Source organism: Thermosynechococcus sp. B3 (assembly GCF_030323045.1).
Classification (GTDB): domain Bacteria; phylum Cyanobacteriota; class Cyanobacteriia; order Thermosynechococcales; family Thermosynechococcaceae; genus Thermosynechococcus.
In genome coordinates this window covers 650535-666057 of record NZ_CP097584.1, presented here as the reverse complement: position 1 = coordinate 666057, position 15523 = coordinate 650535, and the positions used below count along the sequence as shown (strand labels likewise).

Sequence of the window (15523 nt, the reverse complement as noted above, 5' to 3'; positions counted from 1 at the left end):
TGTGTTGCCTGTCGTTCTTTTACCGGGATATTTAGCGGCTGCCCCTGACTATTACCCACTGCGGGATTATCTGCGGCAATTGGGGTTTGTGGCGGAGGTGGTGCCCCTCAGGGTACGCTCGTGGTTTCCCACGTTGGGGGGGCGATCGGTGGCGCCAATTTTACAGGCCTTGGATACCACCATTCAGCATGTTCTGAATACAACAGGGGCGTCCGCCGTGCATCTCATTGGCCACTCAGCGGGGGGCTGGATTAGCCGCATTTACCTAGGGGATCAACCCTATGATGGCCAAGTTTGGGCGGGTCACAAATGGGTGCACACGCTAATCACGTTGGGTACTCCCCATCGGAGTCAGGAGCGTTGGACGCGCCGCAATCTTGACTTTGTGAACACCACGTACCCCGGTGCCTATTACCCGCAAGTTCGCTATGTGTGTCTGGCGGGCAAGGCCATCTATGGCACACCACGCGGTTCGTTTGCCAATTGGTTTACGTATCAAAGCTATAAACTCACCTGTGGCGAGGGTGCCTGTTGGGGAGATGGGGTGACACCGGTGGCAGCAGCCCACCTTGAGGGGGCAGAGAATCTGGTCTATGAAGATGTGCTCCATGCGCCTCGCAGCCGCTTGCGCGATCGCCCCGATGCCCCTTGGTACGGTTCCCCAGCTATTGTCGCTACTTGGCAGCAGTATTTGAAAGCCAGTTAGAGGGCACACCGCTCAAATTGCCAGCGGTAAACGGGTAATCCTTTACTGAGGACACATTTTTCCCGTTCTGTCGCGACGGGCCAAGGACTCTGGGGTAACCAATCGGTACAGGTTGAGCTAAAGGTGGCATGGGCACGAAACTGTTGCACCATTGATTCAGCCACCTCAAAGACATCTGACTGAAGGACAACACGCCCACCAGCGGGCAGGAGTTCGGCAAGGGTGGCCACCAGTTCAGGGGTGACGACGCGGCGTTTATGGTGACGGCGCTTGAACCACGGATCTGGAAACTGAATCGTGACGGTGTGCAGGGGGAGTCCGCCGAGGATTTTGCCCAAGTGGACATTGGCATTGCCCCAAAGGTAGTGGAGGTTCCGAAGTTGCTGGCGATCGCGCCGTTCATTGGCCGTCACCACCAGCGGGTAGCGAATTTCCAGACCCAGAAAATTTTGCTCTGGATACAGTGCTGCCATTTCTAGCAAGAACGTCCCCTTGGCACAGCCAATATCGAGATGTAAAGGCTGCGAGGGTTTCTCGTAAGTTGTTGACCAATCGGGAACAGCAATTTCCTGCTGGAACTTTTGACTGAGAGGGTTAACGTGTTGTCGCACCCGTACCGCCATGGCGCGATCGCTCATCCAAAACTCCCTAATGTACTGCCGCTATAGCGTAGCGTATATCACTGCAAAGTTAGAAAAAACTGCCCTCAAACGCTGAGGACAGCAAAAACCACCTAGGGCAATGGGATCGTCCAGCGGCGTGGTACGACCCCAAACTTATTGGCAGGCGAGTTACTCCTTCAAGAAACCGCTGTAGGCTTCCATGCCATGCTCGCCGATGTCCAAGCCTTTGAGTTCCTCTTCTTCGGAAACACGAATGCCAAGCGTTTGTTTCAGAGCCAGCCAAAAGATACTGGTCAGCAGTACAGTAAAGCCACCGACTGTCAAAATACCGATAATCTGAGCAATCAACTGAGTCACTCCGTGGCCGGTGAGCAAGCCTAACTCTTTGTCAAACAAGCCAACAGCTAAGGTACCCCAAGTGCCGCAGACCAAGTGGACAGAGGTGGCGCCGACGGGGTCATCAATTTTGATGCGGTCAAAGAAAAGGACAGAATAGACCACAATCACACCGCCAATGGCACCAATGATCACGGCACTCCAATAAGACACACCTGCACAGGGTGCTGTAATGGACACTAATCCCGCCAGAATACCGTTGATAATCATGGAGAGGTCAGGTTTACCAATGGCTAGCCAAGCGGTAATTGTTGCCGCAACCCCACCGGCTGCCGCCGCCAAGTTTGTTGTGACTGCGATGTAGGGTACAGCTTCATTCGCGGCCAGTTCAGAACCAGGGTTAAAACCAAACCAGCCGATCCAGAGGATCAAACACCCCAGCATGGCAAAGCCCATGTTGTGGCCGGGCAACGCCCGAGGCGTACCATCTGCGGCATACTTGCCAAGCCGTGGTCCTAGAAACGCAGCGCCCATCAGTGCCGACCAACCGCCTACGGCATGAACCACCGTTGAACCGGCAAAATCCTTAAAGGCAATATCTGGGCCAAGGAAACCAATGTTGCTGAGAAGGCCACCCCCCCAAACCCAGTGACCCGTAATGGGGTAAGAGATACCAGTGAGCAGGAGGCTGAAAATCAAAAAGTCAACAAACTTGATCCGCTCGGCCACTGCTCCAGAAACAATGGTGGCTGCGGTTCCTGCAAAGGCAGCTTGGAACAGAAAGGCCACAGCGATGGGTAAGCCCTCCGGAAAGGGATCAAGACCGTAGGTTTCGGGGTTTTCACTACTGAGGAAAAAGCCCCCTAGGCCAATAAAAGCATTGCCCTCGGTACCAAACATGAAAGAGAATCCGATCGCCCAGTAGGCAAGGGTGGCCAAGGCAAAAACAATTAGGTTCTTAGAAAGAATGTTGACAGCATTTTTCTGGCGGCAGAAGCCAGTTTCCAACATGCCGAAGCCAGCATTCATGAAAATCACCAGAATGGCTGCAATGAGTACCCAAATGGTGTTGAGTACTCCTTGAACTGTTTCAGGGGTGAGGGGTTTATCCTGTGCCTGAGCAGCCACTCCCCAAACAGCCACAATGATTAAAGCTAGGGGACTGCAGGCGACAAGGGCTGGCGATCGCCAGCGGAAATTGGGCTGCCGGTCGAGGTTGCGTAACGGGCGCTTTTGCCGTCTCGCACGTTTCAGTTTTAACTTGGACATCGCTTTCATTCTCAACGATTATGGAGTAGAGTTGCACATGAGTTCAGCGGAGGAGAAATCGCAGTTGCGGCACCATCGCGCCAGAAAGTGATCTGGCTGTTGTTTGGCTTGAGCTGAGCAAAGCATTGACCCGCAATTAACCTTTGATTGCACCAGTTCTCGCAGTGGAAAATCTGTATCGGGTTATACATTTACCTTGACGGCCAAAACCGCCTATCCTAGGAAAGGCAAATAGCTTCAAGTTTGCGGGTAACGTTCCTCTAGGTGTGAATGGATACGATCTGGGAGTTGGATTTTTATTCCCGTCCCCTTGTGGATGAAAACAACAAAAAAATCTGGGAATTGCTGATTTGCGATCGCCAGCAACAATTTCAGTTCAGCAAAACTTGTGCCGGCGCTGAAGCCAATGCCCGCTGGTTAGAAGCTGCCCTCAAAGAAGCCATGGATCAATGGCGGCAGCAACTGGGACTGGCAAACAGTGCTCAACCCGATCGGGTACGTTTTTTCCGCCGAGCCATGACCAGCATTATTACGCGGGGGGGAGAAGCGGCAGGATTAGTGATGGTGCCCAGTCGGCGCACGTTTGCCCTCTATGATTGGCTGCGCGATCGCGCCACAAACCTCTATCCAACCCTACCCAACTACCAAGCCGATCTGGCAACGCCACCCCAGTTGATCCCCCCTGCACCTCAACCTTTACCACCAGCCCTGCGGGGCGATCGCTGGCAATTCAGTGGTCTTCCTCTGGGGGAAATTAAAACGGCTGGTGAATGGGAACTGCCCTTTGGTGAGGTACCCCCACTGCCCTTTTTGACCCTCAGGGACGATACGCTACTGCCGGGGTTAATTATCTATTCGCAGCGCGCACTGCCCTTAGCGGGTTGGCTATCGGGATTAGAGCCGGCCTATTTGAGTTTTGAGGAGAACCCCCAACCGTTATTGGTATTAGAAACAGGAGCGAGCGATCGCTGGGTTCTCATTAGTGGCCGCAATCCCCAGATTCAGAAGGAACTGGCTGCCTTTAGGGACGCCTGTACTCAAAGCCAGGGGCTACACTTTATCGCAGTGAAGGAACGACCGGAACAAGATGTATTGCAAGGCTTTTGGTTGTTGCAGCAAACCCCTGAAGTTTAGACTAAAGCAGCTTTTCAAGGCCATAGATTAAGCGTTTGAGGTGCGTGACTTTGCGAATGGCAAGCAGTACCCCCGGCATATAGCACTGGCGATCGCTGGTGTCATGGCGCAGCGTATAAATTTGTCCCGGTGCCCCAAAAATCACCTCCTGATGGGCAATCAGTCCGGGGAGGCGAACACTGTGAATGCGAATTTCAGCGTCAGCGCACGCCCCTCGCGCCCCCGTGAGATGTTCGGACTCCTGCACTTGGGGGGGGTTAAAGGTTTTGCCCAATTCTGCTAAACGCTGCGCGGTTTGAATGGCGGTACCACTAGGAGCATCAGCCTTTTGGTTGTGGTGCAGTTCAATGATCTCCACGTGATCAAAGTACTGGCTTGCGCGGATGGCAGCCTCTTGGAGCAGCACCATGCCAATTGAGAAATTCGGCGCAATGACCACCCCCATATCGGCCTTGTCGGCAAACTCGGCCAGATCTTCAATTTGTTCTGGACTCAAGCCTGTCGTCCCCACCACCGGATACACCCCGTAGGCGATCGCCATGCGCACATTCTCATACACTGCTTGGGGATGGGTAAAGTCCACCATGACCACGGGTTGTTTTTCTTGGGCAGCCGCCACACACACCTCTTGCAAGCTGCTGCTAATGGGAATCTCTAAGGCTCCTAGCCCCAAGGCTTCACCAATATCTTCCCCCACCTGCTTGCGATCAACAGCCGCATAAAGGGTCGTGTCAGGAGCCTGCTGCACTGTTTTCACAACTTCGCGTCCCATTTTACCGAGGGCGCCAACAACAATCACTGGGATGGATGTACTCATGCCAAACTCCGACACAGACCACAGGCTAGGATAGCGCGATCGCTTGGCGATACAATAAGCCAATGCTGAGTATTTTGTCCTAAAGGCACGATGTTAGTTTTTTCTTTTCCTGAGTTGGTTGAGCGCTGTCAAACTTGGACACCAAAGCGGCCGGGCTATGCCGTCTGTCCCTTGGATCACCACAACCCTGAGCTAGCCTCTAGTCTCTATCGCATTGAGCCAGGACAAGCCAACTATCCCCATTACCACCATCGCGGTGACGATATTTTCCTGATTGTATCGGGAGTTGGTGAACTGATTACCTACCCGATGACGCCCCCTGCGAGTTCTGTGGCGGCAACCGCCTTGATCCGTACCCCCGTGGAAACCGGCTCCTATGTCCATGTGGATGCCCAATGTCTCCATTGGCTGCGGAATTTATCGCCGGATCAGCCCCTGTACTACTTGAACATTGCGCCCCTTTCCCACGAGAGCGATCGCGTCGATGTCACCATTGAGGGCTGGAGCTAAGAAAACAGTTATTCACCCTTAAACTTACTGGCTGCTTCCTCAAAGGCCTTGCTCAACTCATCCCACGCACTCTGGAACCCTGCTTTGAGGGACTCCCAAGCATCATCGCCCGCTTCTTTGAGGGCAGCCAATTGCTGAGTAATCTCATCGCGTTTGGTCTTGAGGGCTTCAATTTTAGCTTCAATATCTGCCTTGACATCTTCACCCGCTTGATCCGCCTTTGCCTTGAGTTGGTCAAGCTGGGCACCGAGTTGTTGCAGCTTCGTTTCCATTTCGCCTTGGTAGGTCAAGCGATCGGACATATAACTATCCTCCCTTGCTCAAGATAAATACCTACGATGACTCAAAGCATCCTAGATGGATAACAATGCAAGGGTGGCATACTCCGTGCCATGGGATCAAGGCATTGGGGATATTTTGTAAAAGTTACTTTCATTTCCACACAAAGCGAATTAAAAAACTAAAGAATAATTAAAAAATGTGTCTAATCATTTTATTTTGTGTAGTGTGTCGAGAAATACAATCAGAGAACTACAGAGAAATCTATACTTTTCATTAGAAAGTCAGGGGGATACTCTCTGCATTAACCGCAGCCTGTTTCTGCAACGCAGAGTGATAAGTAAGCTAACTTCATACTTTTTAGAATGAGGAGCAACTTTTATTTCTGTGTTGAGTCCCTGTGAAATCGGCTAAATCTGAGTTGAGGTTGCATGTCGTGGAGTGAGAAAGCGCTTTTCAAGCATCTAATGCAGGGGTCTGTACCAGCGGTGCTTGGATTTTTAAGGGGGAATCTTTAATTGTTTCTGAAATTTTCAGCTTTTCCGAATATTGTTTGTTAGCTTGCAGGAGCAAGTGCCTGACTTGATTCTAATCACTGAATCACGGACGCCCAGTCAATTCACCTGATCTAGTAATTAAAGTTATTCAGTGTTTCGAGGCGAAAGAGATGACAATTGAGCCAATCAATTTTATGGCAATAATGGTGCGACGAGTCCAGTTGACTGATGAAGACAAATCCCTGTTAGCTGAGGCTGCCCCTTGGGGAAAGGAAATTGCTCCACAGATGGCTGATATTTTTTATGACTACTTGGGGCGGGATGAAGAGATGAATGCCATTCTCAACGCCACAGAAGGACGCATTCATCGCCTCCATCAAACCTTCATCGACTGGTTCCATGAAATGTTCACAGGGATGGATAGTTGGGGCAAGGCCTACGCTGAGCGACGCTGGAAAATTGGTCTGGTTCACGTGCGCATTGGCATTGGGCCACAGCATGTGGTACCCGCGATGGCAATTGTTGTCAACGCCGTGCGGCAAAAGTTAAGGGAAGCCAACAAATCCGAGGCCCTCAGTGATGCCCTAGGCAAAATTTGCATGATTGATCTTGCCTTTATTGAACAGGCCTACTTCGAGGTGTCTTCCCAAGCGGTTCTTAAGGAAACCGGTTGGACCCAGGCACTATTTCAACGGCTAATTGCCACAGGGGCTGCTGCCATGTAGATGACCTAGCAGTCATTGTTCCAAAAGTTCCCATACTTTATATGAGGATTAGATTATGCCAATTAATGCCGCTAAACTTGAAGCCACATTGCAACACTTTGTTGCCAATGCCAGTAATGTCCAAGGGGCAGCGCTTGTGTCTCCCGATGGTCTGACGCTGGCGGCAACCTTGCCGGGGGGAATGGATGATGAACGGGTGGCAGCGATGTCAGCGGCCATGTTGTCGTTGGGGGAACGTATTGGACGAGAGCTAAGCCGGGGCAAAATCGAGCGCATCCTTGTAGAGGGTGCCAGTGGGTATGGCATTCTCACCAGCTGCACCGAAGATGCGGTTTTCCTTGTGCTGGCGGATGCCTCTGCCAAATTGGGCATTATCAACCTTGAAATTAAAAATGTTCTGGCTGAATTGCAAACCCAACTCATGGGTATGGGGCAAGCCGTGAATGTTTAGACCAGCCTGATTCCTCTGTGTTTTGCCGTAATTGAGGTGCCAACCCATGGAAATTATGCGCATTGTCATCACAGGACCAGTGGGCGCAGGCAAATCCACCTTCATCCGTACCATCAGCGAAATTGAGGTGGTGGATACCGATCGCAAGGCAACGGATGAAATTGCTGCTTTCAAGGAAAAAACAACCGTGGCCATGGACTTTGGGCGGCTGCAGTTTGGTCCTAATGTTGCCCTGCATCTGTATGGCACCCCTGGCCAAGAACGCTTTGACTTTATGTGGGATATTCTTATTCGCAAAGCCCATGCGTTTATCCTACTGGTCAGTTCTCACCGTCCCCAAGATTTTCGAGCCGCACGGCGGATTTTGGCCTTCATGCGCCATCGCACAAAGATTCCAATGCTAGTGGGTCTGAGCCATGCCGATAATCCCAATGCGTGGCCTGCTGAAGAGATCGCGATCGCCCTTGGCTACTTGAGTCCCCACCGCCGCCCACCCATGGTGCCTGTGAATGCTTTGGATCAGTCTTCCGTTGCCGCTGCCATGATGGCACTCATTCAAGCCTATGCCAGTGCCCAATCCTCGCAATTAAACCGCAGTGCACTCACCACTTAGAACAACATCACTCACTAGGGGGAATGTATGAAAATTACAGGTTATCTATCGGAATTTTCCTTGGGGGAAATTTTTCATTTTCTGGAGCAGGGGCAAAAAACGGGCTGCCTCTCCATTAAGCCCGTGGAAATGGCGGGGATGATGCCGCTGATTCCCCAAATGCAGGAGTACTATATCTTCTTTCACTTGGGTCAGATTGTAGCCGCAACAACGACCTTGGATCACCAAGGATTGCAACGGCTCATTGAGCAGCGGGGCTGGCTGCGCCCAACTACCATTCAACGCCTTTTACCCTTTTGTTCCCGAACCGGATCCCTTGGGCTGTGTTTGAAAACCCAAGGTGCCCTTGAGCCAGAACAGCTGCGGCTATTGTTCAAGCAACAGGTACTGACACCGATTCCTCACCTCTTTAGCCTCAATGAGGGCTGGTTTAAGTTCGATGCCAACCATCCACTGCCCTTTGCGGAAATGACGGGACTGAGTGCCTCACCCATGGAAATTTCCTTGGCGGGTCTACGACTGCTGCGGGATTGGACAGCCCTAATGGACAAGCTGCCCCTGCCGAGTTCAACCATTGCCAGCACGATTGAAGGACAGCCCCCCTACCACCTCAATCATCATGAGTGGCAAGTGTGGGAGTACGCTAACGGTACCAAAACCCTCCAAGAAATCAGTGAAGCGTTGAACTTACCCATTCTAGAGGTGCAAAAAATTTGTTTTCGCCTGATAGTGGTGGGGATTGCCGAGGAAATTGCTGGCATTGCTGCTGCCGCCGCCAGCCCTACGGAACCAGAACTCATTGAAACAACAGAAATTAGCTCTTCCTTTCTAGAGGGAATCTTTACGTTCCTGAAAACAAAAACCCACCCACAATCGGTCTAGGGGGATAAAAAACAATGCAACGCTTCGCGTGGACAGAGCAGCTCCAGACCGGCGTGCCCATGATTGATATACAGCACAAGGAACTCGTCTGTGCTGTCAATGATCTGGCGGATGCCATTGAACAGGGTCGGGGAAGCGCTGCGATTAAACAGCTAATTGCTTTCATGAAGTATTATGCAGAGTGGCACTTCGGGAATGAAGAAAGCTGTGCTGAAAAATACCAGTGCCCCCTAGCAGAAGTTAACCGCTGCGCCCATAAACAGTTCATCGAGATGATTGAAGAGCTGCAGCAGCAGTACCGCAACAGCCAAGCGGATGCGGCGATCGCCACCCGGATCCATGGTAAGTTAGCAGACTGGTTAGTGAATCACATTATGAAAATTGACAAGCAAATTGGGCAGCACATCTGTGCCCATGCTTCAGGCTAGGAGGGCATGAAGAAATACCATCTGGTGGTCAAACCGAATGCAAGAGCGTCCTCTGTTGCTGTTGATTCTGCCGGTCAGCTAGTGGTGGCGGTGCGTGCCCCTGCCACTGATGGCAAGGCCAATCAAGAACTGATTGCGGTCTTGGCAGCCTATTTTCAGGTGCCTAAGTCCCGTGTTCGGTTAATCAAGGGTCATACCAGTCGCTATAAGGTGGTTGAACTCCTCGATTGATGCCCCTTAGACTAAGAGCAAGTGCGGCTCAACATAACCTATGACTCTTGATGTCACTCCAGCCAAATCCTTTGTCCTCAGCGGTGCACGTCCCCACTACAGTCCCGATCGAGTGGGGCAGGTGGAACATATCTGCTTGGACTTGACCCTAGATTTAGAGACCCAGGCATGCTGGGGACAGTGTCATATCCACCTACGACCATTGCACTCCCAAGTGCGCCAGCTGCGCCTCAATGCCGTGGGGCAACAGATCCAGAGTGTGACTGTGCAGCACCAACCCCAAGCCTTCCACTACGATGGTGAGTTTCTGGATATTTCCCTTGATGCGAGCTTGGGGATTCACCCAGATCAGGTGCTGGTGATCACCATTGACTACCGTCTGCAGAAACCCCAGCGGGGATTGTACTTTGTTGCCACTGATCCCCCCCAAGCTTGGACCCAAGGGGAAGATGAGGACTCCCGCTATTGGTTTCCCTGCTTTGATTCTCCTGGGCAGCTGGCGACGTCAGAGGTACGAGCGCGGGTGCGGCAACCCTTACAGGCCATTTCCAATGGGGAATTGCGTGCCTGCTACAGCGAGGGAGAGTGGCAAATCTTTCACTGGTATCAACCCCAGGTCCATCCCACTTATCTGATGACCCTAGCGGTGGGGGATTTTGCGGTTTTTGATGACCAGTGGCAGGGCAAGCCCGTCACCTACTACGTTGCTAAAGATCGCGCTGCTGATGCCCGCCGCACCTTGGGCAAAACGCCAAAGATGATGGACTTTTTCAGCCGCATCTACGGCTATCCCTATCCCTACCCCAAATATGCCCAAGTCTGTGTGGCCAATTTTATCTTTGGCGGTATGGAAAATACCTCGACAACCCTATTGACAGACCGCTGTCTGTTGGATGAGCGAGCCGCCGCTGAAGATTTTCGCAGTGAAAGTTTAGTGGCCCATGAGTTGGCACACCAGTGGTTTGGCGATCTGGTGGTGATCAAGCACTGGTCTCACGCTTGGATCAAGGAGGGCATGGCCTCCTATGCCGAGGTGCTCTGGTTTGAGGAGGAATATGGCGCTGATTTTGCCGCCTATTATCGCCTTGGGGAATTGCGCAACTACCTCAGTGAGGATAGCGATCGCTACCGCCGCCCCATTGTCACCCATGTCTATCGCGAAGCCATTGAACTCTACGATCGCCACCTCTACGAAAAAGGCGCCTGCGTCTATCACATGATCCGCCAGGAACTCGGCGAAGAACAATTCTGGAAAGCCATTCAAACCTTTGTCCAAACCTACGCCCATCAAACTGTCGAAACGGTGGATCTGCTGCGGGCGATTGAAATGGCCACCGGCCGCAACCTACTTCCCCTCTTTGACCAATACGTTTTTCGTGGGGGACATCCCGACTTCCATGTGAGCTATCGCTGGGAGGTAGCCGATCAATTAGCCGTTCTTACCGTCAAGCAGCAGCAGGTGACCGATGGGGTCACGCCCCTAGAGCGCAACCTCTTTGATCTGCGCATCCCTGTTGGCATCGGTACGGTGGATGATCAGGGGCAGGTGACGGTCAAAACCATTCCCCTGCGCATTCATGAACCAGAGCACACCTTCTATTTGCCGCTGCCACAGCAGCCCACCTTTGTGAGTTTTGATGCCGGCAACCATACCCTCAAAACCGTTACCCTAGAGTACCCCCTCCCTGAACTCAAAGCCCAACTGCAGTACGACCCCGATGTTTTGGGGCGGGTTCAAGCTGCCATTGCCCTAGGCAAAAAAGGAAACCTAGAAGTTGTGCAAACCTTGGCGGCGGCGCTGCAACGGGAACCCTTTTGGGGAGTGCGGCGTGAAATTGCCAAAGTGCTGGGCACGATTCAACTGGATCAAAGCTTAGAGGCTCTAAGGCTCGCCCTTACCGATAGCCATCCCCATGTCCGTGCAGCAGCCGTGGAGGCCATTGCTGGGTTTAAGTCCGCCAAAGCCTACGAACTTCTCAAGCCCATTGCCAAGCACGGCGACCCCAGCTATAGCGTTGAAGCTGCCGCCCTGAAGGGAATTGGTGTGATTGCCGCTGCCAAACCGCAACCGAAACCCAAGCTCGAAAAAGTGCTGAAACGACTGCGGAAGGCTTTGGAAAAACGACAAGGCTGGAATGAGGTGGTACGCTGTGGGGCGATCGCTGGCGTGGGGGAACTCAAGGAGTCTCCAGAGGCGGTGAATTTGGTTCTTGACTACACCGCTATTGATGTCCCGCAACCCCTACGCTTGGCCGCCATTCGTACCCTTGGCACCATTGGCGATCGCCACCATCCCCAACTGCAACAAATTCTGGAACGGCTAGAGCAACTCAGCCACGAGACCTTTTTCTTTACCCAGATGGCCGTTGTTCAAGCCCTGAGTCAAATTGACCATCCCCAAGTTTTAGGCCTGCTGCAGCAGCTGGGCGATCGCACCACCGACGGCCGTATCAAACGATCAGTTGATGAAGGAATCGCCAAAGTTCAGAAAGCCCTTGGCAGCGATGACCGCCTCAAGACCCTTGAGACCACCCTCAACGAGTTACAAAAGGAAAATCAAACCCTAAAAAGCCGCCTTGAAGAGTTAGAAGCACGCACTAAAGCGACCCAGCAGGACGCAGCGCTAAGTTAGGGATAGCGACACCCAGACCCCTGCGGGCATTGGGCAAGCCTAGATGACCCTGCCATGGGAGAGGGGCTTTCATCCTTTAAGCCGTGTTCCATCCATAGGAAAAGGGCTGTAGCATAGTAGGAATGCAATTAGAGGAGGTTGGGGTGACCAAAAAACGGGTGCTTTCGGGAGTCCAGCCCACAGGTAGCTTGCACTTGGGGAATTATCTCGGAGCAATTCGCAACTGGGTGGCGGGGCAAGCCGAGTATGAAAACTATTTTTGTGTCGTAGATTTACACGCCATTACCGTCCCCCACGATCCAGCGGAACTGGCGGCTAATACCTATACGGTGGCTGCTCTGTATTTGGCCTGTGGCATTGACCCCACCCACGCCACTATTTTTGTGCAATCCCACGTCAGCGCCCACGCCGAACTCACTTGGTTACTGAACTGCATTACCCCCCTCAACTGGCTGGAGGACATGATTCAATTCAAGGAAAAAGCCGTCAAGCAGGGGGAAAACGTGGCGGCAGGACTACTGGACTATCCTGTGCTCATGGCCGCGGATATTTTGCTCTACGATGCCGATCTGGTTCCTGTGGGGGAAGATCAAAAGCAACACTTGGAACTGACCCGCGATATTGCTGCCCGTGTCAACTACCTCTTTGCCCACAATCAGCCGCCAATTCTCAAGCTGCCGCAACCCTTGATTGCCCAAGAGGGGGCACGGGTGATGAGCCTTACCGATGGCACCAAGAAGATGTCGAAGTCGGATCCCTCGGAACTGAGTCGCATTAACCTTTTGGACTCCCCCGATGAGATTCGCAAGAAAATCAAGCGTTGCAAGACCGACTCAATCCGCGGCTTGACCTTTGATGATCCTAACCGTCCTGAAGCCAATAACCTGCTGAGTCTCTATCAAGTACTCACGGGAAAAACGAAAGAGGCAGTGGCAGCAGAATGTGCCGATATGGGCTGGGGACAGTTTAAGCCCCTACTCACCGATGCGGTGATTGCTACCCTAGAACCGATTCAGCAGCGATACCAAGAGATTATGGCAGACCCCAGCTATCTCAAGGATTTGCTCAAAAAAGGCCAAGAACAGGCCGCCCGTGTGGCCAATGCAACCCTAGAGCGGGTAAAACTTGCCTTTGGGTTTACGCTGCCATGAATATCACAAGCGGGTTGAGGCGACTCTGGCGGGGATTTTGGCGGCGATCGCGCCTTGTCAATGACGAACCCCTGAATTGGGTCAGTCTCATTGTCATTATCTTGGTGGATATTTTTATCCTCATTAATGTCTTTAGTGGCCTCAGCGAAATTAGCAATTGGCCTTTGAGTCCCAGTCAAGCCCAGCCCTGTTATGCTCCTTGGCAAGCCTATCGCCAAGACACCGCTAGGGAGCGCGACATTCGTTTTCTAGAGCAGCAGATTAGCCTTGACCCCCCGCCCCAGACGGCTGTGGAGCGCCTACAGGAAAGCAGCAAGGGCAAACTGGGAACCATCTCCGCCATTTGCTTCACCTATGCAAAGTATCAAGATGCCGTCAACCACCCCACCAATCAAGCCCGACTTAAGCAACGACAGCAGAAACAGGCACAAATTCAAACCCTCGAGGCCACCAATGCCCGCATTCGTGAAGAGTATGACTCGACACTATTAGAGCAGCTTGCGGGGCAACCCCCGGATCAATCGATCAACTTGGTGGAAGCCGCCAAGGCCAAAGCCACCCTTGAGGCCAACAACCGCCAAATTGCCGCTCTCAAAAATGAGATTGCCGCCCTTGAACAGGCGATTCTCCAAGAAGCCGATAGCCAAGCCTTCTTGAAATTTTTAGCCGAGGACGCCACCTTTGCCCAGCTTGAGAACCAATATCAGCGCTCTCAGTTTTGGTATCCCAGTCTCCAATTTGTTTTACAAGCCCTCTTTCTATTACCGCTGATTGCGATCGCCCTAGTGGTGCATCGTTTTGCTGATCGCCGCCGTTATGGCCTGCTTGCCCTCATGAGTTGGCACCTGCTGGTGATCTTCTTGATTCCTTTGGTGTTGAAGATTTTTGAACTATTGCAGGTGGGAGCACTCTTTGAGTGGCTGGCTAATGTCATTCTTGCTCTCTTTGGCGGTCTGCTTTTTTTGGTCAGCTACCTCTATATCCTGCTGATCCCAGCGGTCGGGTTTGGCATGATTAAAGTGGCGCAAGCTCTTTTCCTCAATCCACAGCGACAGGCGGCAGGGCGAGTCCAAAAACACCGCTGTGTCCGTTGTGGCAAGCGGCTACGGGATCTCGATCAGCACTGTCCCCACTGTGGTTATTTGCAGTGGATGCCCTGTCCCAATTGTCAGCAGCCCACCTATCGCCACTTACCCTATTGTCGTCATTGCGGTGCATCGACCCGTTCTTCTGGCTAGTCCTTGCTGGGGCGGTTGAGCCAGTCGGCACACTCACGCTGTAGCCCCTGCAATGTCATATTGGGTAGCCGCTCAGCAGCAAAGGCCTCGGCCTCAATTGGAATGTCTGCGGGGTTATAGCCACTCTTGCGGTAGAGATCCGCGACGATACCGGGGCTGACGCGAATGCCCACGGGTACCAAGGAATCCAAATCTCGTTTCGCCGCAAAGCAGGCTTGAACGACATGCCAGCCCTCATGGCGCAGCGTTTCGATAAAAATCGGCCAATGAGCAAGGGCGCGAGGACGCAAGATCAAGCGATCGCGACTAAAACTATAGGAGCCGTAATTATCATCTTGGCGCTGCCGGATGTAGAGGGTCGTGCCCGTACGCAAAATGGTGCGAATCAACTGATAAGCTTCCACCTCAGCACTGTTTTGCAGCCGAAAACGGGCAGGATCGCGGCGCGGATAATAAACCAGATCAAAGAGAAGCTGCATATCCTCATCGGAACCGTCAATGGGGATCAAATCCCGCTGGGCGAGACCCGAGGATGGGGAAACTACAAGGGCGATCGCCAGCGTCAATGTCGGTAAAGAAACCCGCAGCCAGCTTTGAAGTTGTTTTTGCAGCACAATGATCAACCCCCTGCCTTTGGGGAATGCTGCTTCTAACCTAGCAATTTTGATAGCAGTCTAAACGTGTTCTCTATCACGATCTCACAGCGATCCCCACCCCTTTTCACAGTGACGGGATCACGGTCAGAAAAGCCTCAAAACCGCTCTTTGAGGGGATGAAGTGCCATCGCTGCCCCAATAGTTTAGAAAAGGGCTGTATGATGGACTTAGGAAGAAGCAACAAATAATATTCCTTGATAAATTTTTGTATAGTTTGTGATTTTAATGTGTTGAATGATGACTTAGCAATGATTGAGAAACTCCTTGTTTTGTCCGCTGTTGATGACTGCCCTTTAGAACCACTAGCGACCGTTGAAGTCGTCGCAGAAGACTCTGCGCAAAAAT

Annotated in this window: 17 protein-coding genes; 12 read left to right on the top strand and 5 right to left on the bottom strand. The window is 52.3% G+C overall.

Annotation, left to right across the window (positions count from 1 at the left end; genetic code table 11):
• The first annotated feature begins 1 nt into the window (after position 1).
• Positions 2-706: a triacylglycerol lipase gene (locus M0646_RS03380; RefSeq protein WP_149818156.1), complete on the top strand. Its 705-nt coding sequence runs from the start codon at positions 2-4 to the stop codon at positions 704-706.
• On the opposite strand, the gene trmB is transcribed toward M0646_RS03380, so the two are convergent.
• Together trmB and M0646_RS03370 are read right to left on the bottom strand one after the other, a co-directional pair.
• The gene (gene trmB / locus M0646_RS03375) at positions 703-1344 is read right to left on the bottom strand and encodes a tRNA (guanosine(46)-N7)-methyltransferase TrmB (protein WP_286649870.1); all 642 of its coding nucleotides are present in this window, start codon (positions 1342-1344) and stop codon (positions 703-705) included. The two genes, M0646_RS03380 and trmB, sit on opposite strands and share 4 nt — an antisense overlap.
• A 153-nt stretch (positions 1345-1497) precedes the next feature.
• A complete protein-coding gene (locus M0646_RS03370; protein WP_286649869.1) occupies positions 1498-2943 on the bottom strand; it encodes an ammonium transporter in 1446 nt (481 codons plus the stop codon).
• A 261-nt stretch (positions 2944-3204) separates the two neighbouring features.
• Here M0646_RS03370 and M0646_RS03365 point away from each other — a divergent pair, with 261 nt between their 5' ends.
• Positions 3205-4068 (top strand): Tab2/Atab2 family RNA-binding protein, encoded by an 864-nt coding sequence (locus M0646_RS03365; protein ID WP_286626581.1) that lies wholly within the window; start codon positions 3205-3207, stop codon positions 4066-4068.
• A gap of 1 nt (position 4069) precedes the next feature.
• Here the strand turns inward: M0646_RS03365 and dapB are convergent, their stop codons facing one another.
• Positions 4070-4885 (bottom strand): 4-hydroxy-tetrahydrodipicolinate reductase, encoded by an 816-nt coding sequence (gene dapB / locus M0646_RS03360; RefSeq protein WP_286626580.1) that lies wholly within the window; start codon positions 4883-4885, stop codon positions 4070-4072.
• 90 nt (positions 4886-4975) lie between these two features.
• On the opposite strand from dapB, the gene M0646_RS03355 reads away from it, so the two are divergent.
• Positions 4976-5395 carry a cupin domain-containing protein gene (locus tag M0646_RS03355; RefSeq protein WP_286626579.1) on the top strand — a complete coding sequence of 140 codons (420 nt, stop codon included), beginning with the start codon at positions 4976-4978 and terminating at the stop codon, positions 5393-5395.
• Between the two features lie 8 nt (positions 5396-5403).
• Here M0646_RS03355 and M0646_RS03350 read toward each other — a convergent pair whose 3' ends face one another.
• Positions 5404-5697, bottom strand: a complete 294-nt coding sequence (locus M0646_RS03350; RefSeq protein WP_149818146.1) for a hypothetical protein — start codon at positions 5695-5697, stop codon at positions 5404-5406.
• A 644-nt stretch (positions 5698-6341) separates the two neighbouring features.
• Here M0646_RS03350 and M0646_RS03345 point away from each other — a divergent pair.
• The 9 genes from M0646_RS03345 to M0646_RS03305 all read left to right on the top strand — a co-directional run bounded on the left by M0646_RS03345 (position 6342) and on the right by M0646_RS03305 (position 14522).
• On the top strand, positions 6342-6896 hold the full coding sequence (locus tag M0646_RS03345) for a protoglobin domain-containing protein (RefSeq protein ID WP_286649868.1): 555 nt from the start codon (positions 6342-6344) through the stop codon (positions 6894-6896).
• 55 nt (positions 6897-6951) lie between these two features.
• On the top strand, positions 6952-7347 hold the full coding sequence (locus M0646_RS03340; protein WP_149818142.1) for a roadblock/LC7 domain-containing protein: 396 nt from the start codon (positions 6952-6954) through the stop codon (positions 7345-7347).
• Positions 7348-7393: 46 nt separating this feature from the next.
• Positions 7394-7960 carry an ATP/GTP-binding protein gene (locus tag M0646_RS03335; protein ID WP_149818140.1) on the top strand — a complete coding sequence of 189 codons (567 nt, stop codon included), beginning with the start codon at positions 7394-7396 and terminating at the stop codon, positions 7958-7960.
• Positions 7961-7987: 27 nt separating this feature from the next.
• Positions 7988-8842, top strand: a complete 855-nt coding sequence (locus M0646_RS03330; protein WP_286626575.1) for a DUF4388 domain-containing protein — start codon at positions 7988-7990, stop codon at positions 8840-8842.
• Between the two features lie 14 nt (positions 8843-8856).
• Positions 8857-9270, top strand: coding sequence for a hemerythrin family protein (locus tag M0646_RS03325; RefSeq protein ID WP_286626574.1), 414 nt, complete (start codon positions 8857-8859; stop codon positions 9268-9270).
• A gap of 6 nt (positions 9271-9276) precedes the next feature.
• Positions 9277-9501 carry a DUF167 domain-containing protein gene (locus M0646_RS03320; RefSeq protein WP_149818134.1) on the top strand — a complete coding sequence of 75 codons (225 nt, stop codon included), beginning with the start codon at positions 9277-9279 and terminating at the stop codon, positions 9499-9501.
• 40 nt (positions 9502-9541) lie between these two features.
• Positions 9542-12133, top strand: a complete 2592-nt coding sequence (locus M0646_RS03315) for a M1 family metallopeptidase (protein ID WP_286649867.1) — start codon at positions 9542-9544, stop codon at positions 12131-12133.
• Between the two features lie 143 nt (positions 12134-12276).
• The gene (gene trpS, locus M0646_RS03310) at positions 12277-13284 is read left to right on the top strand and encodes a tryptophan--tRNA ligase (RefSeq protein ID WP_286626571.1); all 1008 of its coding nucleotides are present in this window, start codon (positions 12277-12279) and stop codon (positions 13282-13284) included.
• Positions 13281-14522, top strand: a complete 1242-nt coding sequence (locus M0646_RS03305) for a zinc ribbon domain-containing protein (RefSeq protein ID WP_286649866.1) — start codon at positions 13281-13283, stop codon at positions 14520-14522. Before trpS ends, M0646_RS03305 begins: the two co-directional genes overlap by 4 nt.
• Here M0646_RS03305 and M0646_RS03300 read toward each other — a convergent pair.
• Positions 14519-15136, bottom strand: a complete 618-nt coding sequence (locus M0646_RS03300) for a hypothetical protein (RefSeq protein ID WP_286626569.1) — start codon at positions 15134-15136, stop codon at positions 14519-14521. The two genes, M0646_RS03305 and M0646_RS03300, sit on opposite strands and share 4 nt — an antisense overlap.
• Between the last annotated feature and the right edge of the window lie 387 nt (positions 15137-15523).

Excerpts from the sequence above, each read along its gene's own strand:
- trmB (WP_286649870.1), bottom strand. The coding sequence starts at position 1,344 with ATGAGCGATCGCGCCATGGCGGTACGGGTGCGACAACACGTTAACCCT.
- M0646_RS03370 (WP_286649869.1), bottom strand. The coding sequence starts at position 2,943 with ATGAAAGCGATGTCCAAGTTAAAACTGAAACGTGCGAGACGGCAAAAG.
- M0646_RS03365 (WP_286626581.1), top strand. The coding sequence starts at position 3,205 with ATGGATACGATCTGGGAGTTGGATTTTTATTCCCGTCCCCTTGTGGAT.
- dapB (WP_286626580.1), bottom strand. The coding sequence starts at position 4,885 with ATGAGTACATCCATCCCAGTGATTGTTGTTGGCGCCCTCGGTAAAATG.
- M0646_RS03355 (WP_286626579.1), top strand. The coding sequence starts at position 4,976 with ATGTTAGTTTTTTCTTTTCCTGAGTTGGTTGAGCGCTGTCAAACTTGG.
- M0646_RS03350 (WP_149818146.1), bottom strand. The coding sequence starts at position 5,697 with ATGTCCGATCGCTTGACCTACCAAGGCGAAATGGAAACGAAGCTGCAA.
- M0646_RS03345 (WP_286649868.1), top strand. The coding sequence starts at position 6,342 with ATGACAATTGAGCCAATCAATTTTATGGCAATAATGGTGCGACGAGTC.
- M0646_RS03340 (WP_149818142.1), top strand. The coding sequence starts at position 6,952 with ATGCCAATTAATGCCGCTAAACTTGAAGCCACATTGCAACACTTTGTT.
- M0646_RS03335 (WP_149818140.1), top strand. The coding sequence starts at position 7,394 with ATGGAAATTATGCGCATTGTCATCACAGGACCAGTGGGCGCAGGCAAA.
- M0646_RS03330 (WP_286626575.1), top strand. The coding sequence starts at position 7,988 with ATGAAAATTACAGGTTATCTATCGGAATTTTCCTTGGGGGAAATTTTT.
- M0646_RS03325 (WP_286626574.1), top strand. The coding sequence starts at position 8,857 with ATGCAACGCTTCGCGTGGACAGAGCAGCTCCAGACCGGCGTGCCCATG.
- M0646_RS03320 (WP_149818134.1), top strand. The coding sequence starts at position 9,277 with ATGAAGAAATACCATCTGGTGGTCAAACCGAATGCAAGAGCGTCCTCT.
- M0646_RS03315 (WP_286649867.1), top strand. The coding sequence starts at position 9,542 with ATGACTCTTGATGTCACTCCAGCCAAATCCTTTGTCCTCAGCGGTGCA.
- M0646_RS03305 (WP_286649866.1), top strand. The coding sequence starts at position 13,281 with ATGAATATCACAAGCGGGTTGAGGCGACTCTGGCGGGGATTTTGGCGG.